Origin of the sequence: Pseudogemmobacter hezensis (genome assembly GCF_013155295.1) — a bacterium.
Lineage (GTDB): Bacteria > Pseudomonadota > Alphaproteobacteria > Rhodobacterales > Rhodobacteraceae > Pseudogemmobacter > Pseudogemmobacter hezensis.
In genome coordinates, this window is the sequence record NZ_JABJXT010000001.1 from 33,318 (window position 1) to 55,991 (window position 22,674).

At 63.5% G+C, this 22,674-nt stretch carries 23 protein-coding genes; 9 read left to right on the plus strand and 14 right to left on the minus strand.

All coding sequences use genetic code 11. The annotated features are described in order from the left end of the window. Positions 1-35 precede the first annotated feature (35 nt). On the minus strand, positions 36-905 hold the full coding sequence (gene metF, locus HOY34_RS00150) for a methylenetetrahydrofolate reductase [NAD(P)H] (protein ID WP_172359300.1): 870 nt from the start codon (positions 903-905) through the stop codon (positions 36-38). 87 nt (positions 906-992) lie between these two features. Here metF and HOY34_RS00155 point away from each other — a divergent pair, with 87 nt between their 5' ends. The 4 genes from HOY34_RS00155 (at position 993) to HOY34_RS00170 (ending at position 5,112) form a co-directional block, all read left to right on the plus strand. Next, on the plus strand, positions 993-1,898 hold the full coding sequence (locus tag HOY34_RS00155) for a LysR family transcriptional regulator (RefSeq protein WP_172359301.1): 906 nt from the start codon (positions 993-995) through the stop codon (positions 1,896-1,898). Between the two features lie 168 nt (positions 1,899-2,066). Further along, a complete protein-coding gene (locus HOY34_RS21940) occupies positions 2,067-2,834 on the plus strand; it encodes a L,D-transpeptidase (RefSeq protein ID WP_253944102.1) in 768 nt (255 codons plus the stop codon). Between the two features lie 242 nt (positions 2,835-3,076). Continuing rightward, the gene (locus HOY34_RS00165; RefSeq protein WP_172359302.1) at positions 3,077-3,865 is read left to right on the plus strand and encodes an inositol monophosphatase family protein; all 789 of its coding nucleotides are present in this window, start codon (positions 3,077-3,079) and stop codon (positions 3,863-3,865) included. Positions 3,866-4,008: 143 nt separating this feature from the next. Then, a complete protein-coding gene (locus HOY34_RS00170; RefSeq protein WP_172359303.1) occupies positions 4,009-5,112 on the plus strand; it encodes a pyridoxal phosphate-dependent aminotransferase in 1,104 nt (367 codons plus the stop codon). A 101-nt stretch (positions 5,113-5,213) separates the two neighbouring features. On the opposite strand, the gene HOY34_RS00175 is transcribed toward HOY34_RS00170, so the two are convergent. The 3 genes from HOY34_RS00175 to gatB form a co-directional block, all read right to left on the minus strand. Further along, positions 5,214-5,705: a DUF4177 domain-containing protein gene (locus HOY34_RS00175; protein WP_172359304.1), complete on the minus strand. Its 492-nt coding sequence runs from the start codon at positions 5,703-5,705 to the stop codon at positions 5,214-5,216. A gap of 203 nt (positions 5,706-5,908) precedes the next feature. Then, on the minus strand, positions 5,909-6,223 hold the full coding sequence (locus HOY34_RS00180) for a DMT family transporter (RefSeq protein WP_172359305.1): 315 nt from the start codon (positions 6,221-6,223) through the stop codon (positions 5,909-5,911). Positions 6,224-6,477: 254 nt separating this feature from the next. Continuing rightward, a complete protein-coding gene (gene gatB / locus HOY34_RS00185; protein ID WP_172359306.1) occupies positions 6,478-7,989 on the minus strand; it encodes an Asp-tRNA(Asn)/Glu-tRNA(Gln) amidotransferase subunit GatB in 1,512 nt (503 codons plus the stop codon). Between the two features lie 392 nt (positions 7,990-8,381). Between gatB and HOY34_RS00190 the strand changes: the two genes are divergently transcribed. Beyond that, positions 8,382-9,014, plus strand: a complete 633-nt coding sequence (locus tag HOY34_RS00190) for a lytic transglycosylase domain-containing protein (RefSeq protein ID WP_172359307.1) — start codon at positions 8,382-8,384, stop codon at positions 9,012-9,014. Positions 9,015-9,147: 133 nt separating this feature from the next. On the opposite strand, the gene HOY34_RS00195 is transcribed toward HOY34_RS00190, so the two are convergent. The 4 genes from HOY34_RS00195 to HOY34_RS00210 form a co-directional block, all read right to left on the minus strand. Next, on the minus strand, positions 9,148-9,573 hold the full coding sequence (locus HOY34_RS00195; RefSeq protein ID WP_216654593.1) for a Fur family transcriptional regulator: 426 nt from the start codon (positions 9,571-9,573) through the stop codon (positions 9,148-9,150). A 99-nt stretch (positions 9,574-9,672) separates the two neighbouring features. Next, complete coding sequence (locus HOY34_RS00200) at positions 9,673-10,224, minus strand: DUF2478 domain-containing protein (RefSeq protein WP_172359308.1); 552 nt, start codon at positions 10,222-10,224, stop codon at positions 9,673-9,675. A gap of 108 nt (positions 10,225-10,332) precedes the next feature. Further along, entirely contained in the window at positions 10,333-11,463 is a 1,131-nt protein-coding gene (gene aroB, locus HOY34_RS00205; protein WP_172359309.1) for a 3-dehydroquinate synthase, read from the minus strand. 5 nt (positions 11,464-11,468) lie between these two features. Continuing rightward, positions 11,469-12,011, minus strand: a complete 543-nt coding sequence (locus tag HOY34_RS00210) for a shikimate kinase (protein ID WP_172359310.1) — start codon at positions 12,009-12,011, stop codon at positions 11,469-11,471. Between the two features lie 245 nt (positions 12,012-12,256). Between HOY34_RS00210 and HOY34_RS22270 the strand changes: the two genes are divergently transcribed. From HOY34_RS22270 to HOY34_RS00220, 3 genes are read left to right on the plus strand one after another with little or no spacing between them, the layout of a single operon-like run. Further along, positions 12,257-12,391 carry a hypothetical protein gene (locus HOY34_RS22270; protein ID WP_301538870.1) on the plus strand — a complete coding sequence of 45 codons (135 nt, stop codon included), beginning with the start codon at positions 12,257-12,259 and terminating at the stop codon, positions 12,389-12,391. Beyond that, positions 12,381-13,991 carry a hypothetical protein gene (locus HOY34_RS00215; protein WP_172359311.1) on the plus strand — a complete coding sequence of 537 codons (1,611 nt, stop codon included), beginning with the start codon at positions 12,381-12,383 and terminating at the stop codon, positions 13,989-13,991. The genes HOY34_RS22270 and HOY34_RS00215 overlap by 11 nt, the downstream gene beginning before the upstream one ends. A 2-nt stretch (positions 13,992-13,993) precedes the next feature. After that, the gene (locus HOY34_RS00220) at positions 13,994-14,986 is read left to right on the plus strand and encodes a site-specific tyrosine recombinase XerD (protein WP_172359312.1); all 993 of its coding nucleotides are present in this window, start codon (positions 13,994-13,996) and stop codon (positions 14,984-14,986) included. Between the two features lie 50 nt (positions 14,987-15,036). Here the strand turns inward: HOY34_RS00220 and HOY34_RS00225 are convergent, their stop codons facing one another. Beyond that, positions 15,037-16,599, minus strand: coding sequence for a helicase HerA-like domain-containing protein (locus HOY34_RS00225; protein WP_172359623.1), 1,563 nt, complete (start codon positions 16,597-16,599; stop codon positions 15,037-15,039). A 257-nt stretch (positions 16,600-16,856) separates the two neighbouring features. Continuing rightward, positions 16,857-17,075 carry a hypothetical protein gene (locus HOY34_RS00230; protein ID WP_172359313.1) on the minus strand — a complete coding sequence of 73 codons (219 nt, stop codon included), beginning with the start codon at positions 17,073-17,075 and terminating at the stop codon, positions 16,857-16,859. 476 nt (positions 17,076-17,551) lie between these two features. Between HOY34_RS00230 and HOY34_RS00235 the strand changes: the two genes are divergently transcribed. Beyond that, the gene (locus HOY34_RS00235; protein ID WP_172359314.1) at positions 17,552-18,247 is read left to right on the plus strand and encodes an invasion associated locus B family protein; all 696 of its coding nucleotides are present in this window, start codon (positions 17,552-17,554) and stop codon (positions 18,245-18,247) included. On the opposite strand, the gene HOY34_RS00240 is transcribed toward HOY34_RS00235, so the two are convergent. The 4 genes from HOY34_RS00240 to HOY34_RS00255 form a co-directional block, all read right to left on the minus strand. Then, positions 18,248-19,483 (minus strand): beta-ketoacyl-[acyl-carrier-protein] synthase family protein, encoded by a 1,236-nt coding sequence (locus tag HOY34_RS00240; RefSeq protein ID WP_172359315.1) that lies wholly within the window; start codon positions 19,481-19,483, stop codon positions 18,248-18,250. Beyond that, positions 19,480-19,788 carry an acyl carrier protein gene (locus HOY34_RS00245; protein ID WP_172359316.1) on the minus strand — a complete coding sequence of 103 codons (309 nt, stop codon included), beginning with the start codon at positions 19,786-19,788 and terminating at the stop codon, positions 19,480-19,482. The genes HOY34_RS00240 and HOY34_RS00245 overlap by 4 nt, the downstream gene beginning before the upstream one ends. Before the next feature lie 13 nt (positions 19,789-19,801). Further along, on the minus strand, positions 19,802-20,911 hold the full coding sequence (gene lpxD / locus HOY34_RS00250) for a UDP-3-O-(3-hydroxymyristoyl)glucosamine N-acyltransferase (protein ID WP_172359317.1): 1,110 nt from the start codon (positions 20,909-20,911) through the stop codon (positions 19,802-19,804). Positions 20,912-20,995: 84 nt separating this feature from the next. Further along, positions 20,996-22,630, minus strand: coding sequence for a L,D-transpeptidase family protein (locus tag HOY34_RS00255; RefSeq protein WP_172359318.1), 1,635 nt, complete (start codon positions 22,628-22,630; stop codon positions 20,996-20,998). Positions 22,631-22,674 lie beyond the last annotated feature (44 nt).

A 22,674-nucleotide genomic window follows, 5' to 3' on the forward strand; every position in this document is an offset into this window, starting at 1 on the left:
CCGTTAGAGGCAGCGGTATCAGGAACGCCCCGCGTTCAGGCGACGTTTTCCAGCACCGGCTGCGTCTGAACCCCCAGGGCGCGGACCACTTCACGGGTCAGATCGGGGCGGTTCAGCGTGTAGAAATGCAGGTCTTCGACGCCGCCCTCGATCAGCCGGTCGCAAAGCTGGGTGCATTGCGCCAGCGCAAACAACTCCTGGCGGCCATCACGCAGGGCGCGGGTAAAGGCCTCATCCAGCCGCGCGGGCACCTGGGTGCCGCAACGCGCGGCGAATTTCTTCGTCCCCTCCCAGGAGGTGATCGGCAGGATACCCGGAATGATCGCCGCCTCGATCCCCGCCTTCACGCAGGCATCGCGGAAGCGAAAGAACGTATCCGCCTCAAAGAAGAACTGGGTGATCGCCGAGGTCGCACCCGCATCAATCTTGCGCTTGAGGAACTCGACATCTGCGGCCGTTGAGGCGCTGTCGGGGTGACGCTCGGGGTAGGCGCCGACGCGGACTTTGAACTTGCCGGTCTTTGCAATCGCCCCGACCAGTTCAACCGATGAGGCAAAGCCCTCGGGGTGCTTTTCCCAATGGCTTGCCCCTTTCGGCGCATCACCGCGCAGCGCCACGATTTCGCGCACGCCCGCCTCATAATAGGCGTCGACAATCTCCATCGTCTCGGCCTTTGAGGCGTCAACGCAGGTCAGATGCGCTGCCACATTCAGCCCGTAATGGCGGTGAATGGTGCCCACGGCCTCATGGGTCAGCTTGCGCGTCGTGCCGCCCGCCCCATAGGTCACCGAGACAAATTCCGGCTGCATCGGGGCCAGCGCCTGCACCGTTTCCCAAAGCCGGAACGAGGCATCAAGCCCCTGCGGCGGGAAGAATTCAAACGAGATGCGGGGCGATTTCGACATGATGGAACTCCGTGAACAATGCCCTTGTCGCAGAAAAGATAACGTGAGACAATTTCATAAACCTCAGCATCTTTATGAATTCATCGCATGTATATCGAGCTTAAACATCTGCGCACCATCCGGGCGATCCACCAGGCGGGCGGCCTCGCGCGCGCAGCCGAGATGATGAATATGACCCAGTCTGCCCTGTCGCATCAGGTGGCCAATCTGGAGGATCAGGCCGGGATGGAGCTGTTCGTGCGCCGCTCAAAGCCGATGCGGCTTTCGGCGGCGGGGTTTCGCATGCTGCGCATCGCCGACCGCATCCTGCCCGAGATCGACGCGCTGGAGGAAGAGTTCAAGGCGCTGCGATCGGGCAAGACCGGGCGGCTGCATATCACGCTGGAGTGCCACGCCTGCTATGACTGGCTGTTCCCGGTGCTTGAGATGTTTCGCCGCGCCTGGCCCGAGGTGGACGTGGACATCCGCGCAGGCCTTGCCTTTGACGCCATGCCCGCGCTGAACCGCGAAGAGGTGGATCTGGTGATCACCTCGGATCCAGGCGCGCAGAACGGCATCACCTTCAACCCGCTGTTTGATTATCACCCGACCTTCGTCGCCTCATCGCAAAACCCGCTGGCCGCGAAAGAGATGATCTGCGCCGAGGATTTCCGCGATCAGGTCGTCATCACCTATCCCGTCAGCCGCGACCGCCTGGATCTGTTCACCGAGGTGCTGACGCCTGCCCGGGTAGAGCCCCGCGGCCACCGCACGGCCGAGCTGACAGCGGTGATCCTGATGCTGGTCGGATCGAACCGGGGTGTGGCGGTGCTGCCCGACTGGGTGATGCGCGAGGTGCGCAGCTCATCCGACTATGTCACCCGCCCCCTGGGGCCCGTTCCGGTGCAAAAACGCATGTATGCCGCCACCCGCGACGAGGACAGCACCCGCCCCTATATGGCGCATTTCCTGCGGCTGGCCAGGGTCGAGGCGGTGCGGCTGCAACGTGGCTGATGTGCAACTTTTCCACCCATAAGCAGATTTGCGCCGGAAAACTGCGGAATTCATAACCCTATATTGACCGAATCGACGTTGACTAATCAGCGCACCGGCCAAAAGCTGTCTGCGATCAACAGGTTTACCCTGATAGATACTGGTAGTGTTTCGACGACAGGAAAGACGATGCGCGCGAAGATGGTCCCTCCGGTTCTGGCTTTGACATTGGCCGTTGGTATTCTCATCCCGTTCACGGCCTCATCACAGACGGAAACAGGCTCTGACACCAGTGCCGCCCCTTCTGTCGCGCCCGACAGCCCGCCGCAGCAGATGACCCTGGCCGAGCAGATCCTGTCCACCGCCACAAACGCCAGCCAATCCGTGCCAGATGCCGCCCCTGATGCGGATGACAGTGCCGCTGCCGCAGAGGTGGCAAAGTCCGGGGCCGGCGATCCTTCCCTGCCGATGATCGCGCCCGATGCTGCGCCCGACACCGCGCCAGACACTATGCCGGGCCTCGCGCCCGAGCTGGCACTGGAAATGGCCAATGCGGGCGCGAAAGTCGCCGCCGAAACCCTGGCCGAGCTGCAGCGCGAAACCATTGAGGTGCGGGTCTCGGTCTCGCAGCAAATGATGGAGGTCTGGTATCACGGCGAGATGATCCATGAATGGCCGGTCTCAACCGCCCGAAAAGGCAAGATCACGCCGCGCGGCAGCTATAAGCCGCAATGGCTGTCGAAGAACCACAAGTCCTCGCTCTACAACAACGCGCCGATGCCCTATTCGATCTTCTATTCCGGCAATTACGCCATCCATGGCACCGATCAGGAATCGAAGCTGGGCCGTCCGGCCTCTGCGGGCTGCGTGCGGCTAAGCCGCGCCAATGCGAAAATCCTGTTTGCGATGGTGCAGCAAGAGGGGAAATCGAAAATGAAGGTCGAAATCCTCGACTAGATCCCCGACCAGCTCCCCGATCTGGATCAGGGGCCTCTGGCTGATCGCAAAGCCAGCATGCGCTGCCGCAAATCTCATGGCATCAGGCGCATGATCAGGCGAGAATGGTGGCAGGCAACCTGCAATTTGCAGCTGTATGTGGCATTGCCAGCCCTTTCCTTCTCCCGGCTTTCCCTGTAAGGCCCATGCGTTCCAGCCCATACCAAAGACCGAAGCCCCGAATACCGAACCGGAGTCCGCCCATGCAGGGAAGCGCCAACCTGAACCTGATGATCAAGGCCGCCCGCAAGGCTGCCCGCTCGCTGATCAAGGACTTCCGCGAGGTCGAGAACCTCCAGGTTTCGGCCAAAGGTCCAGGCGACTTCGTCTCGAAAGCCGACCGCGAGGCAGAGCGGATCATCAAGACCGACCTGATGGAGGCCCGCCCCTCTTATGGCTGGATCGGTGAGGAAACCGGCGAGACCGAGGGGCAGGACCCGACCCGCCGCTGGATCGTCGACCCGCTTGACGGGACCAACAACTTCCTGCACGGGATCCCGCATTGGTCGATCTCTATCGCATTGGAACATAAAGGCGAAATCGTCTCGGCGGTGGTCTATGACGCCCCCAAGGACGAGATGTTCTATGCCGAAAAAGGCGCAGGATGCTGGCTGAATGACAACCGCCGTCTGCGCGTTTCGGGCCGCCGCAGCCTGCATGAGGCGCTCTTTGTCACCGGCATCCCGCATGGTGCGCAAAAGACCCTGCCCGCCACGCTGAAAGACCTGTCGCTGGTCAGCCCCGGCACGGCGGGCGTGCGCTCTTCCGGCTCTTCCGCGCTGGATCTGGCCTGGGTCGCGGCAGGCCGCTATGAGGGCTGCTTCCAGCGTGAGCTGAAGCCCTGGGATATGGCCGCAGGCGTCTTGCTGGTCAAAGAGGCGGGCGGCCTGGTCGAAGGCATCCGCGAAGATCAGGATCCGCTTGCCAGCGGCTCGGTCATTGCCACCAATGAGCAGATCTTCAGCCAGCTCGCAAAAATCATGCGTAACTGAGCAAATCCGCATACCCAGGCTGACAGATCCCCCCGGATCCTGACGGGTCCGGGCTGCGGCCAAGGCCCAGGAAAACCGCCCTTCTGCGCCCCGCTTTTCAGCCTCTTGCGGCGCAGCCTGCGACAGGCCATTTTGCGCCGATCATGAGCAAGTTCCTCACCGCCCGTATCGCCGCCCTCTCCGCCACCGTTCCCTTTACCGGGCCCGAAACGCTGGAGCGGCGCAATCAGCAGCCTTTCCGCGCCCGTCTGGGTGCGAATGAAAGCGCCTTCGGCCCCTCGCCCCTTGCCAGACAGGCGATGCAGGCCGCGCTGGATGAGGTCTGGATGTATGCAGACCCGGAAAATTACGATCTGAAACAGGCGCTTGCACGGCGTCACAGCTGCAGCCCCGCGCATATCGCCATCGCCGCCGGCGTGGATACGCTGCTGGGCCTTTTGTGCCGTATGGTGCTGGAGCCGGGCGTGAATGTGGTCACCAGCCTCGGGGCCTATCCGACCTTTGCCTTCCATGTGACCAATGCCGGGGCCGGGCTGATCCGCGTGCCCTATAGCGGCAATCACGAGGACCCCGAGGCCCTTTTGCAAGCCGCCCGCGACAGGGGGGCGCGCCTTTTGTATCTGGCCAATCCCGACAACCCGATGGGAAGCCATCATCCCGGCCATGTGATCCGCGATCTGGCCGACAGGCTGCCGGCCGGCACCCTGCTGGTTCTCGATGAGGCCTATGCCGAGCTGGCCCCGGATGACGCAATCCCCGACATCCCCGCCGATCACCCGCAGGTGATCCGGTTGCGCAGCTTTTCCAAGGCCTGGGGCCTTGCCGGGGCGCGGGTCGGGTATGCGATCGCCGCACCAGAGCTGGCCCAGGCTTTTGACCGGATCCGTGATCATTTTGGCATGGGCCGGGTCAGCCTCGCGGGGGCGCTGGCCTCGCTGCAAGATGACAGCTGGCTGCCGGAATTGCGGGTGAAACTGGCGGCTGCGCGGCTGCGCATGGCAGAGATTGCCGGGCAGAACGGGCTGATCCCCCTGCCCTCGGCCACCAATTTCGTAACGATGGATTGCCAGAGCGATGGCGATTTTGCCCGCCGCGTGCTGGCCGAAGCTGAAAAGCGCGGCCTTTTCATTCGCATGCCAGGTGTCGCACCGCTGGATCGCTGCATCCGGGTCAGCCTGGGCCCGCCGGAAATGATGGATCTGGTGGCTGAAATCCTGCCAGAGGCCCTGGCTGCGGCAAGGGGATGATGCTTCGGAAACGGCAAAGCGGCCCCACCCTGGCGGCCCGGGGCAGGAAAGACTGATCCCCTGCCGCCATGGCCAACCTTTTTCCTGCGGCGCGGATACGATTACTCGGCCGCGCCCCCTGAGCGGGCCGGGCCAACCGAGGGCGCGCGTGACGCCGGGGCAGATGCCGCACCCAATGCTGGGGCGCCGGTCGCGGCCCCGATGGCAGGGCCAACTGCAGCCACGCCGGGCTTTGCCAGCGGGTTCTGGCTTGCCTCATTCTGACCTGTCTCAGCGGCAGCAACCGCAACGGCTGCCTCTTTCGCACCAGTGGTATGAACTGCCACCGCAGGCGAGACCAGCGGTGCGGCCGAGCGCAGCGCCAGCTCGCGCCGGAACACCAGCATGTTCTGATGCGTGGTTTTGGTGCCCGTCAGACCCGAGCGTTCATCGCAGGGCAAGGAATCGGCGCGAACATAGTCCCACCCTTCGGCGGCCAGCTCATTCATCAGATTGCTCAGCGCCAGAGCGAAACGGTCTTCCGAGGTTTTGACGCCCCGGGCCTTTTCGCCACGGCGCGGCGCCGGAACAACCTTATACTCAAACCGTTGCATTTCTTATTCCGCTTTGTGATTTGCCTCTGGGGAACAGTTTAATGAAGAACGCCCGCTAAGTCCAAATCACAAAACGTTTTTCAGGAAATACCTGTCAGCCCCCAGACCGGGACAATGACAGAAACCAGAACTGCGGCCACAGCTGCGGGCCTATCTGGCAGAAAGGCCCGCAGCCGCCCCAGGATATCGTTGTCAGGCTGATCTCAGGAGGAGATTTTCATCAGCACCAGCCCGCCGATGATCAGGCAGGCTGCAACGATCCGCATCGCGGTGGCGGGTTCATTAAGGATCATAATGCCGACAACAAAGGCACCGACCGCGCCGATTCCGGTCCAGATCGTATAGGCGGTGCCCAGCGGCAGCACCCGCATCGACAGCGACAAAAGGCCAAAACTGAACACCATGGCGACAAGTGTCACGATGGTTGGCGCGGGTTTTGTAAACCCTTCGGAAAGCTTCATACTATAGGCCCAGACGATCTCAAGCAGCCCGGCGATAATCAGATAGATCCATGCCATCTGGCCTGTCTCCTGCAAACCGGGTCGTCCCGGATCATGGTGCAGCGACAGGGTCGTCCCTGCGCCATGGCGGGGCGCAGTTTCCGCAGCCCGGCGGCCAATGGTTAACGATAGCATAAGTGCTTTATCGGTCAAGCAGCCGCTCAGCAGCGCCACAAGGCCCTGCTGTCGCGTCCCTCCCGCCAACCCCTGGCGGTCAGCGCTCTGCCCCGGCCACAGGATGGGGGGCAGAGGCATTCAGCCAGATCGCGGGATCAGAGGCCCAGCTTTTTCATCACCAGATCATTGACCGCCGCAGGGGCCGCCTTGCCGCCTGTGGCTTTCATCACCTGCCCCACGAACCAGCCCGCAAGTTTCGGGTTTTGCTTGGCTTTTTCGACCTGGGCGGGGTTATCCGCGATGATCTGATCGACGGCGGCCTCAATGGCGCCAGTGTCGGTCACCTGCTTCATGCCACGCTCTTCGACCAGGGCTGCCGGATCGCCGCCCTCGGTCCAGACGATCTCAAAGAGATCCTTGGCGATCTTGCCAGAAATGACATTCGAGGAAATCAGATCGACAATGCCCCCCAGCTGCGCCGCCGTGACCGGGCTTTCCCCAATCTCCTGGCCCTCTTTTTTCAGCCGGCCGAACAGCTCATTGATCACCCAATTGGCCGAGAGCTTGCCATCACGCCCTTTCGCCACCGCATCGAAATAGCTGGCGTTTTCCAGTTCCGCCGTCAGCACCGATGCGTCGTAATCGGTCAGACCGTAATCCGCCATGAAACGCGCCTTTTTGGCGTCTGGCAGTTCCGGCATCGTGGCTGCAATCCCGTCAACCCAGGCCTGCTCGATTTCCAGCGGCAGCAGGTCGGGATCGGGGAAATAGCGGTAATCATGCGCCTCTTCTTTCGAGCGCATCGAACGGGTCTCGTTCTTGTCGGGATCGTAGAGGCGGGTTTCCTGCACCACCTCGCCGCCATCTTCGAGAATGGCGATCTGACGCCGGGCCTCGAAATCAATCGCGGCCTGGATGAAGCGCATCGAGTTCATATTCTTCAGCTCGCAGCGCGTGCCGAGATGGCTGAAATCCTGGGTCGCCTGGTATTTCTCATATTGGCCGGGGCGGCAGACCGAGACGTTGACGTCCGCGCGCAGATTGCCGTTTTGCATATTGCCGTCACAGGTGCCGAGGTAGCGCAGGATCTGGCGCATCTTGGCGACATAGGCTGCGGCTTCCTCTGGCCCGCGGATATCGGGGCGCGAGACGATCTCCATCAGCGCGACGCCCGTGCGGTTGAAATCGACGAACGAGAGGTTCGGGTCGATGTCATGGATCGACTTGCCCGCATCCTGTTCAAGGTGGATGCGCTCGATCCGCACCAGACGCGCGACGCCCGGCCCCATCTCGACCAGCACTTCGCCCTCGCCCACGATCGGGTGGTAAAGCTGGCTGATCTGATAGCCCTGCGGCAGATCGGGGTAGAAATAATTCTTGCGGTCAAAGGCCGAGCGCAGGTTGATCCCCGCTTTCAGGCCAAGGCCCGTGCGCACGGCCTGTTCGACGCAGAACTCATTGATGACCGGCAGCATCCCCGGCATCGCGCAGTCAACAAAGCTGACATTGGTGTTCGGCTCGGCGCCGAAAGTGGTCGAGGCACCCGAGAAAAGCTTCGCATTCGAGGCGACCTGGGCGTGGATTTCCATGCCGATCACCAGCTCCCAGTCATGTTTCGCACCGGCGATGACTTTGGGGGCGGGCGGCGTATAGGTCAGGTCAAGCATGCTATACCTTCGATGCTGGCAGAAATGGGTCGCAACGGCAAAATCCTTCCGCACAGACGCCCGGCGGACGGCCCGGGATGCAGCTGGCGGATTTCACTGGTTCTTAGGCCGCAGAGCCGCCCAGAGCAAGAGCCGCCCCCCTCTGCGCCGCGCGATCCGATGCGCAAGCCCCGGATTATCGCCGCCAAAGCGCCCCTGCCCGCCGGGAGAAGCCACTTTTTCGCCCCATTTGGCAAAACCCCGCCTGGTTGCTGCAATCCCGGGTGGCGAGATTTCGCCTGTTTATTTGCACAGAACTGGCCATCGCACCCGATCGCCGCTAATTGGCGCACGGTCGATTAGCCAGGTTTGCCCGTTCGGCATTGTCCCGAGGCCATTGAAGGCAAGAAAGCATGAGTAACTCCAGACTGGGTCTGCGCGTCCTTGTGGCGCTGACAGCCGCACTTTCCCTCGGCGCATGTGTGGGGGCCAAAGAAAGCGCGAAAGCAGTCCCGGCCGAGAGCTTCATCTCCCGCTCATCCATGGGCTGGGAACAGTATTCTGGCTCTAAAGAATGGACCTATGAGGCCCTGCAGGCGGTGTCTGAGAAAGACGCGCTGCTGTCGGCCCGGGTGCCTGCAGATATCAAAACCTGGTGCCCCGCCTATGAGGCCGCCCCGCTTGAACAGCGCCGCGCCTTCTGGGTTGGCATGATGCATGCGGTGGCCAAGCATGAAAGCACCTGGAACCCCAAAGCCTCGGGCGCGGGCGGGCGCTATATCGGTCTGATGCAGATCTCGCCGCGCACCGCCGCCGCCCATGACTGCAACGCGAAATCGGCAGCCGCGCTGAAAGATGGTGGCGAGAACCTGACCTGCGCCGTTGAGATCTTCTCAAAAAGCGTGGCGCGTGATGGTGTGGTTGCGGGTGCCGGAAATCAGGGCATCGGCCGCGACTGGGGCCCGTTCCGCAAGTCTGACAAACGCGCCGAGATGGCCGCCTGGAGCGCCGCGCAGCCCTGGTGTTCAGGCAAGGCAAAGCTCTGACGGCAAGGCTCTGATATGGGCCACCTGCGCCGCGAAGATCCTTAAAATTAACAAAGCCGGGCCTGCGCCCGGCTTTTTTGTTCAAAAGAGGTTGCGCCAGACATCATGCGAAGCGCTGTTTACGACCCGGCGCTCAGACCTTGCGGCAGTAAAGCTCCAGCCGGTGATGGACGATCTCATAGCCCATCTCAGCCGCGATACGGCGCTGTAATTCCTCAATCTTTTCGCTGTGAAACTCGATGATATCACCGCTGTCGAGATCGACGATGTGATCGTGATGGCCAGGGGCCGCCACCTCAAAGCGCGACGAGCCATTTTCAAAGGAATGACGATGGATCACGCCCTCACGCTCCAGCACCGTTAAGGTCCGGTAAACGGTGGCCAGAGAGACGGTGTTGTCGATCAGCTGGGCGCGGCGATGCAGCTCGGTCGCATCGGGATGGTCTGCCGATTCGCTTAGCACCCGCAGCAGCGCCTCGCGCTGGCGCGTCACCCTGACGCCGCCATCGCGCAACGCCTGGGTCATACGGGTGGCCTGGTCATGGTGTTTTGTTTTCATAGCCGCATCATACCATGCCAGTTCTCAGATGGAAACCTCCAGTTGAGAATCAAACCCTGTCAATGGCAGCAATTTTGCAGCTGCTGGCCCGCTGTCAGCTCAGCCAGCCAGCCTTGCGCGATGCCCTGTCAGCACCCAGTCAAAGACCTGATCGGCGTCACGCGGCAGCTCTGTCGCATGGCCAGAGGCGTAGTTCAGAAAGCCCTCAAGAAAATGGTCCGCCATGCCGCAGAGCACGGGTTTTCCATCGGTCAATGCCGCAGCCACGCTGTCGGCCAGCCCATGACCATCGGCCTCTTGCTTGCCGAATTTATTGACCATCAGCACATCGGCCGCTTCAAGGCGCTGCGCGACGATCACTGCCGCCTCTTCCAGCGCCGAGGTGTCAAGGCGACAGCCTTTGGCCGCGTCACCCCGGTCCAGGCTGATGCGGATCTGCGGCCCCTGGGGCAGCAAAAACAGATCCATATCGCTTTTGCTGCGGCCCGGTTGCAGCGTGTTGATCTGCACCGTGCCCGCCAGCGACAGCCCGGCTGCGATCAGCCGATCCGACACCGCACGCAGCAAAAGATCGGTCTCACCCTCGGGGCCGGCGGCGATATAGCCCAGCCGGATGGTGTCGGTCACAGTGTCAGAAGCGGCATCGGTCATGGCAGTCCACAGCGGTCAGGTCGATATGTCTGCAAATATAGAACGCCAAAGGGGCCGGGGTAAAGCCATCCCCGCCCCCTTTAGCGCGGAGCAGTCCGCGGCGCCGCCTCAGCGTCGCGCAAGGGCCTCATTCAGCACCGCCAGTACCGCATCCCCGGGCACATCGCCCGAGACAAAGGCCTCACCGATGCCCCGTGCCAGGATAAAGCGCAGCTTGCCATCGACAACCTTTTTGTCCTGCCCCATCAGCTGCAACAGCCCCGCCGCATCGGGCAGATCGCCCTTTATGTCAGCCAGATCGGTTTTCATGCCCATCGCCTTCAGATGCGCCCGCACCCGGCTGGGGGCCTCTTGCGCGCAAAGGCCCAGACGCTGCGACAGTTCAAAAGCCAGCGCACAGCCGATCGCCACGCCCTCACCATGCAAAAGCCGGTCGGAATAGCCGGTGGCACTTTCCAGCGCATGGCAGAAGGTATGGCCCAGGTTCAGAAGCGCCCGCTCGCCCTCTTCGGTCTCATCGCGCTCGACGATCCCCGCCTTCATCTCGACCGAGCGGGTGACCGCCCGCAGCCGCGCGGCCTTGCGCCGGGTCAGATCGCCATCGGTGCGGGCCAGCTCCGGCCCCTCAGCCTCAAGCCATTCGAAGAACAAAGGATCGCCCAGCAGGCCGTATTTCACCACCTCGCCATAGCCCGCGAGGAAGTCCCGCGGCGTCAGCGTGTCGAGAACACCGACATCCGCCAGCACCAGCGAGGGCTGATGAAAGGCGCCGACCAGGTTCTTGCCATGGGGCGAATTGATCCCGGTTTTTCCGCCGACAGAACTGTCAACCTGGGCCAGCAGCGAGGTCGGGATTTGCACAAATCGAACGCCGCGCCGCAGAATGGACGCAGCGAAGCCCACCAGGTCACCAATCACGCCACCGCCGAATGCGATCACCACATCCTTGCGCTCGACCTTTTGTTCAAGCAGCCATTCCACGGTTTGCGACAGATGCGGCCAGGACTTGGTGCCCTCGCCCGGCGGCAGGGAAAGATGTGTCGCCTCAATGCCTTCGGCGCTTAAGCCAGCAAGCAGCCGTTCCAGATGCAGCGCCGCCACCGTGTGGTCGGTGACAATCGCCACTTTTTTTCTGCGCAGCAAGGGCAGGATTGCTGCACCGGCGGTCTCGATCAGGCCAAAGCCGATCCGCACCTCATACGAGCGTTCGCCCAGATTGACCGGCACAATATTCAACATTTTCCTCAGACCTCTTCCAACACGTCTGCGCGCGATTTCAGCGCCTCGGCGACCCGGATCGCCATTTGCTCGACCGAGTATTCCGCCGCCGTATCCACCGCCAGATCCGCCAGGCTATAGGCGGGCTCGCGGGCGGCGTGCAGGTCCAGCAGGGTCTGGCGCGGATTGGCGGTGCGCAAAAGCGGCCGCGTCGTCTTGTGGCGCACCCTTTGCCACAGCAGCTCTGGCTCGGCCCGCAGCCAGACCGAGACGCCATGGCCCGCGATCTGCTCGCGGTTGCGGGGGGCCAGAAAGGCCCCGCCCCCCGTCGAGAGAATGGCCGGGCGCGCACGCAGCAGACGCCCGATCACCTCAAATTCGCGGTCGCGGAAAAACGCCTCGCCATCGCGTTCGAAAATCTCGGCGATGCTGCGATCGGCGGCTTTGACGATTTCTTCATCCGAATCAACGAAAGGCACCTTCAGCAGCTTTGCCAGCTGGGTGCCGACGGCGGTTTTCCCCGCCCCCATCATGCCGACCATGGCAACGGTCTTCTTCAGTCGGTACATCGCCTTCACCATCGCGGCCTTCACCATCGCGTGAACGCGGCATGGATCAGGAAAACAGCCGCGCTTTTCGTGCCTCAATGGCGTGATCTTAGGCGAAAAGCCATATATATTCAGCCCCAGGGCAGGCGAGACGGCAGGAAAATCATCCGTTCGGGGGCCAAACAAATGCGGAGGCGTGCAAATCTCCCCCGCAACAAAAGCAATTACCATGCCAGGCTGGCAGAGCAGTTACAAAGGACAGGACCATGGGGCGGATCTTCAAAACGGTGCTCTTGCTGGCAATTCTGGGCTTCGCAGCGCTGGCCGGTTATGCTTATCTTGTTGATATGACCCCCGAACCCACCGAGGTAACGCGGCCGGTGACGCTGGATGCCAACTGAACACGCGCTCAGGCGCTATAGGCGGCGCGTCAGCCCGCATGGAACCGCGCTGGCCGCAGGCCTGGCTGTGGCCCTGCATCTGGGCTTGCCAGGCCCGGCGCAGGCCGCAGGCGATGATCCGATGTCGGCGATTGACTGGCTTTCGCAATCGGTCAGCGGGCCCGGCGCTGCACGCAGCACATCCGCACCCGCAAAGCCCGCAGAGCCCCCTATCACCAGCGGTGGTGCGTTGCCGGTTGAAGTGGCCTCGACGCCGCTTGACGGGTTTTCGCGGGATGCGGTCGGGCTGATTACGCCCAATGTCTCGGGCCTGCCGCGCAATCTCTGGGGCAATGGCCTGACCGATGAGATTTCACGCGCCATCATCCGCGACCGGATGGAAAGCCTGCCCGCGCTGCGCCAGCTGTTTCTGACCATGCTGCTGGCCGAGGCCGATCCTCCCGCCGACAGCGGCGGCAAGGGGCGGCTTTTGCAGGCGCGGATCGACAAGCTTCTGCTGATCGGCGGCCTTGAACAGGCGGCGGCGCTGATCGACATTGCGGGCGATGACACGCCCGATCTGTTTCGCCGCGCCTTCGATATTGCGATCCTGACCGGGCGCGAAGACAAAGCCTGCGAGCGGATGCAAAAAGCCCCCGGCCTTGCGCCCACCCTGCCTGCCCGCGTCTTTTGCCTGGCCCGTGGCGGCGACTGGGACACCGCCGCCCTGACCCTGACCAGCGCCGAGACGCTGGGCGATGTCGACAAGGGCCAGACCGCGCTTTTGTCGCGCTTCCTCGACCCCGATCTCTTCGAGGCCGATACCGTGCCGCCGCCGCCCAATCCGGTGACGCCGCTCGACTGGAAACTATACGAGGCCATTGGCGAGACCATCCCGACCGGGCGCCTGCCCATCGCCTTCGCCTATGCCGAGATCGGCCCCCAGGCGGGCTGGAAGGCGCAGATCGAGGCCGCCGAGCGTCTGACCCGCGCCGGCACCATCGCGCCGAATGTGCTCCTGGGCCTTTATACCGAGCGTGACCCGGCCGCCTCGGGCAGTGTCTGGGAGCGGGTTCGCGCCTTCCAGGCCTTTGACGCCGCCATGCAGTCGCAGGATCCTGCCCGTATCGCCGCCGCCCTGCCCGCCGCCTGGACGCGGATGCAGGAGGCAGAGCTGGAAGTGCCCTTTGCCGTGCTTTACGGCCCGGCCCTTGCTGCCCTTGATCTGCCACCTGATGCCGCGCCCCTGGCCTTCCGCATCGGGCTGCTCTCGCCGCAGTTCGAACAGATCGCCCGCAGCCATACCCCCACCGATGAGACCGAGCGCTTCCTCGCAGGCCTGGCGCTTGGCCAGATCGAGGGGCTGCGCCCGCCTGATGCGATGGGCCGCGCCATTGCGCCCGCCTTCCTTGACCCGGTGCTTTCCGATGAGGCGCAGATGCTGATCGGCGGCATGCGGCTGGGCGAGGCGCTGTTATTGTCGATCGAAGATATTCAGCGCGGCGTTGAGGGCAATCCGAATGGCGTCACCCGTGGCCTTTCGCTTTTGCGCAAGGTCAGGCTGGAAAATGTCGCCCGCCGCACCGCGCTGGAGCTGATGATCCTGGAACGGCGGGGCTGATCATGCCGCGCAGCACCCGGCCCCGCAGCCAGGAAAAAGAGGCAAAGCCCGTCTCTGCCGCGCAGCAGACGACCTGGCGCTGGATCTCGACCTTTCTTGACGCCATCGCCGCCGAGACGGGGGCAGCGCGAAACACCAGCCTGGCCTATGGCCGCGATCTGAAGGATTTCGCCGAATGGGCCGCCGACCGGGGCCATGACATTGCCACCCTCGGGCGCGAAGAGGTTGAGGCCTATCTGGTCTTTTGCGACGCCCAGGGCCTGTCAAAAGCCACCCGCGCCCGCCGCCTTTCCTCTTTGCGGCAGCTGTTTCGCTTCGCCTTTGAAGAGGGCTGGCGCAAGGACAATCCCGCCCTGCGCATCTCTGGCCCCGGCAAAAGCCAGTCGCTGCCGAAAACCCTTTCGCAAGATGAGATCCTGCGCCTTCTGGACGCGGCGCGCCAGCATGGGCGCAGCCAGGAAGACCGCCTTCGCAACACCGCGATGATGGAGCTGTTATACGCCACCGGCATGCGGGTGACAGAGCTGGTCACCCTGCCCCAGGCGGCGGTGCGGGGCGATCCGGCGATGATCCTCGTGCGCGGCAAAGGCAACAAAGAGCGGCTTGTGCCGCTGTCCCCCCCGGCGCGGGCAGCGGTGGCCGACTGGCTTGCGGCGCTGGATGCCAAACTGGCGGCGATCCGGCCCGGTTCTGGCCCCGCGCCAAAGGCGCTGTTTCCCGGCGGCGGCTCAGAGGGGCATATCACCCGGCAAAGCTTTTTCGTGATGGTCAAGGCGCTGGCGGTAAAGGCGGGGATCTCGCCTGCCAAAGTCACGCCGCATGTGCTGCGCCATGCTTTTGCAACGCATCTGCTGGCGGGCGGCGCTGATCTGCGGGTGATCCAGACGCTTTTGGGCCATGCCGATCTGGGCACGACGGAAATCTACACCCATGTGCTGGAAGATGAGATGAAAGAGCTGGTGCTGAACCACCATCCGCTGGCCAAAAAGGGCTAAGACCCGCCGCAGGCAGCTGTCTGCCCGCGACGGTCATCTGTCACCTAAAATCAGCGCTTTCCAAACAGCGTGCCAAGAATGCCGCGCACCACCGCCTGGCCGCCTTTGGTGCCCAGCTGCCGCGCGAAACTCTTGGCGAAAGCATCGGTCACCGAATCTGAGCGCGACGACGAGCCAGCACGCTTTTTCGGGGCCGGAGCCTTTGGTGCCTCATAGCGCCGCGATGAATTCTCACCGCCATAGCGCCTGCCCCGGCTGAAGCCGTCATCCTCTGCCGGATCGGCCTGAGGCGCGGCGGCCTCTTCCTGGCGCTGCGCTTCGGCGGCGGCCTTGTCGGCGCGGTCGCGCAGGATCTCAAACGCGCTTTCGCGGTCGATTTCGGTGTCATATTTGCCCGCGAAAGGCGAGGCCGCGAAGGCTGCGGCCCGGCCCGCCTCGGATGCAACGCCAAGGCGGCTGAAGGGCGGGCGGACCAGGGTGCGCTCGGCCATGCCGGGCACGCCTTTGGCCTCAAGCAGCGAGGTCACCGCCTCCCCCGTGCCGACCTCACGGATCGCCTCTTCGATGCCAAAACGCGGATTGGCGCGATAGGTGCGGGCGGCGCGGGCCAGATCGGCCTGGTCTTTGGCGGTAAAGGCGCGCAGCGCATGCTGCACCCGATTGCCCAGCTGTCCCAGCACCGTATCCGGCACATCTGCCGGATTTTGCGTGATAAAATAGACGCCCACCCCTTTCGAGCGGATCAGCCGCGCCACCTGCTCGATCCGCGAGATCAGGGCTTTGGGCGCGTCATTGAACAGAAGATGCGCCTCGTCGAAGAAGAAAACCAGCTTTGGCTTTTCGGGATCACCGACCTCGGGCAGGGTCTCGAACAGCTCGGACAGCAGCCACAAAAGGAAGGTCGCATAGAGGCGCGTGCTGTTGATCAGCTTATCCGCCACCAGGATCGAGATCCGCCCGGTGCCATCGGGCGCAACCGTCATCAGATCGGCCAGCTCCAGCGCGGGCTCTCCGAACAGTTTTTCCGCGCCCTCGTTTTCCAGGACCAGCAGACGGCGCTGGATCGCGCCAATTGATTGCGAGGAAACCAGCCCGTATTCCGCCGAAATCCGTTCCGAATTGGCGGCCATGAAGGTCAGAAGCGCCCTCAGATCCTTCAGATCCAAAAGCGCCAGCTTCTCGGTATCGGCCAGCCGGAAGGCGACATTCATCACCCCCTCCTGCACCTCGCTAAGCTCCAGCAGCCTGGACAAAAGCAGCGGCCCCATCTCGGCGATGGTGGTGCGCACCGGATGGCCGCGCTCGCCGAAAAGATCCCAGAACAGCACCGGGAAGGCGCGATAGACCAGATCAACGCCGATGGTCTCAGCGCGGCTGGCAAAGGCTGTATGGGTCTTTGCGGTCGGATCGCCAGGCTCGCAGATCCCCGAAAGATCGCCTTTGATATCCGACAGGAATACCGGAACCCCGGCGGCGGCAAAGCCCTCGGCCAGCACCTGCAGCGTCACCGTTTTGCCGGTGCCGGTCGCGCCCGCGATCAGCCCGTGGCGGTTGCCATATTTCAGCAAAAGCGACTGCGCCTGCGCATAGCCCTCGCCGCCGCCGCCCAGCATGATCCGATCCGCCAGAGCATCGCCTGCGGCGCTGGCTGCGGGCACGGGCGGAACGGGGGGCGGCGGGGGGGGAGGGCTTTGTCCGGTCACCGGATACTCCTGTTCATCGGTCTGCAATCTGTTGTGGCGACCATAAAGATTTCGCGCCGCGATGCCAGCCCTGCGAAAGGGTCTGCGCGGGGCTTTGAGCTGCCCCGGGCAGGCCCGCCACCCCGCCCTGCCCGCCACATGCCGTGCCCATCACCCTGCCCGGCCCATCACCCTGCCCGGCCCGCCACCCTGCCCGGCGTCACAGCGCCAGGCCCCTGCAAGAGCACCAGAAATCCGGTATCCGAAATACCTGAAAAACAGCCTTCCGGCGGCGCCGCAGCAGGGCATTCGGCATTTGCTGAAAAACCCGGCAAGCGGAATGTTTTCTCTGCGCAGAACGCCGTGGCGTAACAGTTTTCCTGTTGACGCAAGTCAGAAAGCTGCATAGCGTCCCTGAATGTGAAGTCGGCCAGTCCGACAGGGAGCAAAAAACAATAAGCCAGTCCTGGATATGCCGGGAAGGCAAATAAAGGGCCGGTTGCTCCGGCCCTTTATTTTTTGCCCGGATCCTTTTCCTGGCACATCCTTTTCCTGGCGCATCCTTTTTAGCCGCTGTCGTCACCTCGCACTTTCCTTCTTACCGGCACCTCTTACTGGCATCTGACTTGCTTTAGCCTGGTGCGAATGCCGCCCCTGCGCGGGGCCAGTGCTCTTGCTGTGCGGGGCCTGGTCCTCTTTGGCTTTGGGCGCGCCTGGATCCAGGCCTGCCCGCCAGCATTGGCAATCCCCCGCCCGACGGGCTTTGCCTGCCCGCCAATCGCGCAAATGAGACCTGACACTGGCAAATTCGCATGTTATGCAGCGCCCCGGCAGCCAGGCAATTTTCTACCGGCTACAGTCACCGTTCAAAGGACATGACTACATGTTGAAATCGCGTATCTCGCTTCTTGCTTTTGTTGTTGCGCTTGGCGCTCCGGTTGCGGCTTTTGCCCAGGACGCCACTGCTGAAGCAGCCCCTGAGGCTCCGGCCAGCACCGAGGCCCCTGCTGCTCCGGCGGTTGACCTGTCGATGGGCTCGGATGTCGGTGGCCAGGCTGAAAGCTCGGTCTATACCAAAGCAACCTTTGAGGCCTGGGAACAGCGCTGCGAAAAGGTCGGGCTTGAGGCCGATCCCTGCCAGCTTTACCAACTGCTGAAAGACGCCGATGGCAGCCCGGTTGCCGAACTGGCAATCTTCACCCTGCCCGAAGGCGCACCCGGCCCGGCCGTCGCCGGCGCGAATTTCATCGCACCGCTGGAGACCCTGCTGACCGAGGGCATGCAGCTGACCGTCGATACCGGCAAGCCGCGCGCCTATCCCTTCACGGTCTGCACCCAGATCGGCTGCGTGGCGCGTATCGGTTTCACCGCCGAGGAAATCGCTGGTTTCAAAAAAGGCGCGACGGCGACCTTCTCGATCTCGCCCTTCGTGGCCCCCGATCAGAAAGTGAACCTGCCGGTCTCGCTGAAGGGCTTCACCGCAGGCTATGACGCCATGCATGAGGCCAACAAGCTGGCCGATGCCGCAGCCACGGCCGCACGCGCAGCAGCGCCCGCAGCCCCTGCCGCCGCAGAATAATCAGGCAGCAGCCTGGTCGGCTGAACGCAGTGCCAGCACCGCGTTCAGCCCGCCAAAGGCGAAAGAATTCGACAGCGCCGCGCCAATACTGGCGCGGCGTGCCTCATTCGGGACGTGGTCCAGATCGCATTCGGGATCAGCCCCGTCATAATTGATCGTCGGCGCGATGATGCCCTGATCCAGCGCCATCAGGCAGGCGATCAGCTCCAGCGCGCCGGTGGCACCGATGGCATGGCCATGCATCGCCTTGGTCGAGGACACCATCAGCCGCCCCGAATCCGCGCCAAAAACCGCGCGGATCGCAGCAACCTCGGTGCGGTCATTCACCCGCGTTCCAGTGCCATGGGCGTTGATATAGCCGATATCGCCCGGGCCCAGCCCCGCCTCTTGCAGCGCCGCCTGCATCGCGCCCGCCGCCCCCTGGACCGAAGGCGCGACAATATCACCCGCATCCGCCGTCATGCCAAAGCCTGCCAGTTCGGCCAGCACACGGGCGTCACGCGCCTTTGCGCGGCCCGCCTCTTCCAGCATGAAGACGGCGGCGCCCTCGCCCATCACCATGCCGTTGCGGCTGGCGGCAAAAGGACGGCAGCCATCGGGCGAAAGAACGCGCAACCCCTCCCAGGCTTTGATGCCGCCGAAGCACAGCATCGCCTCGGCCCCGCCCGCCAGCATGGCATCGGCATGGCCGTCACGGATCAGCCGGAAGGCCTGGCCAATCGCGTGGTTCGAGCTGGAGCAGGCCGAGGACACCGCGAAAGCAGGCCCCTGCAGCCCGTGGCGCATCGCAATATGCGAGGCCGCCGCGTTCATCATCAGACGCGGCACCGTCAAAGGCGGCACACGGTTTTTGCCCTCGGCATAGACGGCGCGGTAATTGTCTTCCCAGGTCTGGATGCCGCCCGCCGCCGAGCCGATGATCACGCCAGCGCCCGTCGCCGCGCCGGTCCCCGCCATGGCCAGCGCCTCAGCGGCGGCGGCAAGCGCATAGCGGGTGAAGGGATCGTAAAGCGAGGTCTGCTGCGGGGTCAGATCCGCCGCGCCCTCCCAGCCGCGGATCTGCGCCCCGATCCTGATCGAAAGCCGGTCTGCATCGCGGAACTCCAGCGCGCCGATCCCCGAGCGCCCCGCCGCCAGCGCCGCATATGTGCCCGGCAGATCATGGGCCAGCGCATTCACCGTGCCCGCGCCGGTGATCACCACGCGGCGGCTGTTGCCTGTTGGCAGGTGGCTCATCTCACCGCCTGATTTGCGGCCTGTTTCGCCGCCACCAGCACTTCCACCCCGCGAATAATCCCTGCAACATCAGAGACATCCAGATCATCCGGCCCCGCCGCCCCCGGGTCATTGGGGTTGAAGGGCACCGAGATGTCAAAGCGTTCCTCAATGGCAAATACCGCCTCGACCAGGCCAAGACTGTCGAGGCCCAGCTGATCCAGCGTCTGCCCCGGATCCACCTGCGACGGGTCAACCAGCGCCTGGGCTGCAAGGATCGCGGTCACCTCTGCAGCGATATCCGGAACGGGGTCGGTGAGGCTCATGACGCGGTGCCGCTCAGTCTGCATCACCATCGGGGGCAGCATCTGACGGCATCAGCTGCGCCTCAAGCGCGGCGACCCGGGCCGCCAGGCGCGGCAGGCGGCGCAGATACTTCTGGATCTCGATATGGCTCTCCATCTTCACCGCCGGATAGCCCAGTAGCACCCGCCCGGCAGGCGCATTGGTGAAGATCTTGGTGCCGCCGCCGCAGATCACATCATCGCCAACGAAGATATTGTCGCTGACGCCGCATTGCCCGGCCAGCACAACCCGGCTGCCGATCTTCGACGAGCCCGCAATGCCCACCTGGCCGCAGATCAGCGAATCCTCTCCGATCTGCACGTTATGGCCGACATGAACGAGGTTATCGAGCTTGGTGCCGCGCCCGACAGAGGTGTCGCGGATGGTGCCGCGATCAATCGTCGTATTCGCGCCGATCTCGACATCATCGCCAATCGCCACGCTGCCCAGCGAGTGGATGCGGGTCCAGCTTTGGGCATTCAGGACATCGCGCTGGCCCAGTGTTTCGCGGATTTCTTCGACGCCGGATTTCTCAGGCGTGACGAAGGAAAACCCATCCGCGCCGATCACCGCGCCGGGCTGGCAGATGAACCGCGCCCCGATGCGAACCCGCGCCCCGATCCTTGCGCCTTGCAGGATCAGCGCGTCAGGGCCGATCTGCGCCCCCTCGGCAATCGAGACATGGCTGGCGATCCGGGCATTCTCGCCGACCACCACGCCGCGCCCGATCACCACGAAGGGCCCGATATGCGCCCCAGCCCCGATCTGCGCTGACGGATCGACAATCGCCATCGGGTGAACGCCCGGGGCAATTTCAGGCCCCGGATCCAGCATCTGCGTCAGCCCCGCCATCGCAAGTCGCCCGCGCGGCGCAAAGATCGCCGCCTTCAGGCCCAAAGCCTGCCAGTCGGCCCCCGGCCAGACAACGGCGGCCAAAGCGGCGCCCTCGCCCAGCTTCGCGGCGTAACGCGGATCCATCGCCAGCGCCAGTTGCGCAGGCCCTGCCAGATGCGGCTCTGCCGCGCCGCTGACCGTCAGCGACAGATCGCCCGCCGCCTCTGCGCCAAGTGCGGCTGCAATCTCACCGATGCTGTGATGGGTCATCGCTGCGCCTCTCTGTTATCCCCGGATACCGCCCCGGCCAAACCGCCTGGGGCCCCGCCATTATGTGGCGGCCCAAAGAGATATCTACTGCGAAACCGATTGCGCGACCACCCCTTCGGCACTCAGCGCCGACCACAGTTTCGCGTCGCGGCCATAGACATCGCGGCGATAGCCCATGACGCCTTTGCCCTCGGGATAGGCGGTGAAATAGACCAGATGGATCGGCACTTTCACCTGCAGCTTGACCGGGGTTTCGCGCCCGCCCTTCAGCGTCTGATTGAACTCGGCCTCAATCTCAGGCGACTGGGTGCGAAACAGTGCATGGGCAAAATCGAAGGGGTCGGCAAGGCGGATGCAGCCGTGGCTATAGGCGCGCTTGTCATGGGCAAACAGCGCCTTGGCGGGCGTGTCATGCAGATAGATATTGTGCTTGTTGGGGAACATGAACTTCACCTTGCCAAGCGCGTTATTGTCGCCCGGCGGCTGGCGCATGCCAAAGGGGAAGGTCCGCGCCGTGTAAGAGGCGAAATTCACCGACCCGCGTGAGACCACGCGGCCATTCCTGTCCACGATCTGCATATGGCTGACCGCATTGGGGTTCGAGCGCAAAAGCGGCAGATATTCCCCCACGATGATTGAGCGCGGCACCCCCCAAGACGGGTTGACGACCATATGGTCCATCATGTCGGAAAATTCCGGGGTGCGGCGATCCATATCCTCACGCCCGATCACCGAGCGGGTGCGGAAGGTCACCCGCCCGTCGTCGATGATCTCGGTCGAATAATCCGGCAGGTTCACCCAGATCATCCGGCCCGTGCGGTCGATATCCAGCCAGCGCTCGCGCTCCATGGCGACCAGCACCGATTTGATCCGCTCTTCGGGGCCTTTGTTCAGCTCGGCCAGGGTATCGCCGCCCGCGACGCCATCAGCTGGCAAGCCATGCGCCTTCTGGAAGGTCATCACGGCCGCCTGCAACGAGCGGTCATAGACGGCGGTTGCATTCGGGCGCATCCAGCCCATCGCAATCAGACGGTCGCGCAAAGCGACCACCCGCTCGCCCTGATCGCCGGGGACCAGAGGGCCGCTGGGAACCGGATTTCCCCAGCCGCCCGATGCCATCTCTGCCTCAAGATCGAAACGGGCCTTCATCAGCTGCACATAGACATCCGAGGTCGGGATGAAACTGCGCAGCACTGCAGCCGTATCCTGTTCAGCGGCCATCCGGTCCAGCAGCAGGACCGGGTCCGGGCGGCTGATTTCCCGCACGATGGTCTTGTCGATCTGCGCCGGAATCAGCGCCCCCGCACTCATGTCGCTGGCCCAGTCGAGATAGGCGCGACTCATGCGGATTTCGAGGCGGCCCAGATCGCCATGAGTCTGCGCCGTGGCCAGCGCACGGCGCAGGCCCGCCAGATCATAGCGTGCCACCGGCAGGCCGTGATCGGCTGCGGCTTCCAGGGCCGCGAAGAAAGCGGCGCGGCGGGGCGCATCCTCGGCCCCGGTCCAGAGCGTCTGATAGCCGCGCTGCTGATACCAGCCTGCAAGCGCCGCATCATCTGCGGCGGCCACCGCCAGAGATTGAGAAAATGCTGTGTTTTTTGCGATTGCTGCCGGGGCAAAAGCCACCAGCACAACACCGACCGCAACCGATGACAGCAGGCGACGAATCCCCCCCCGAAGATCCCGTTTCGCATTGGGATTCGGTTGTGAAATGCGCATCTTTAACCTCGTAAACCTGCTTAAACTCTGGTGTTCCGCCAGAT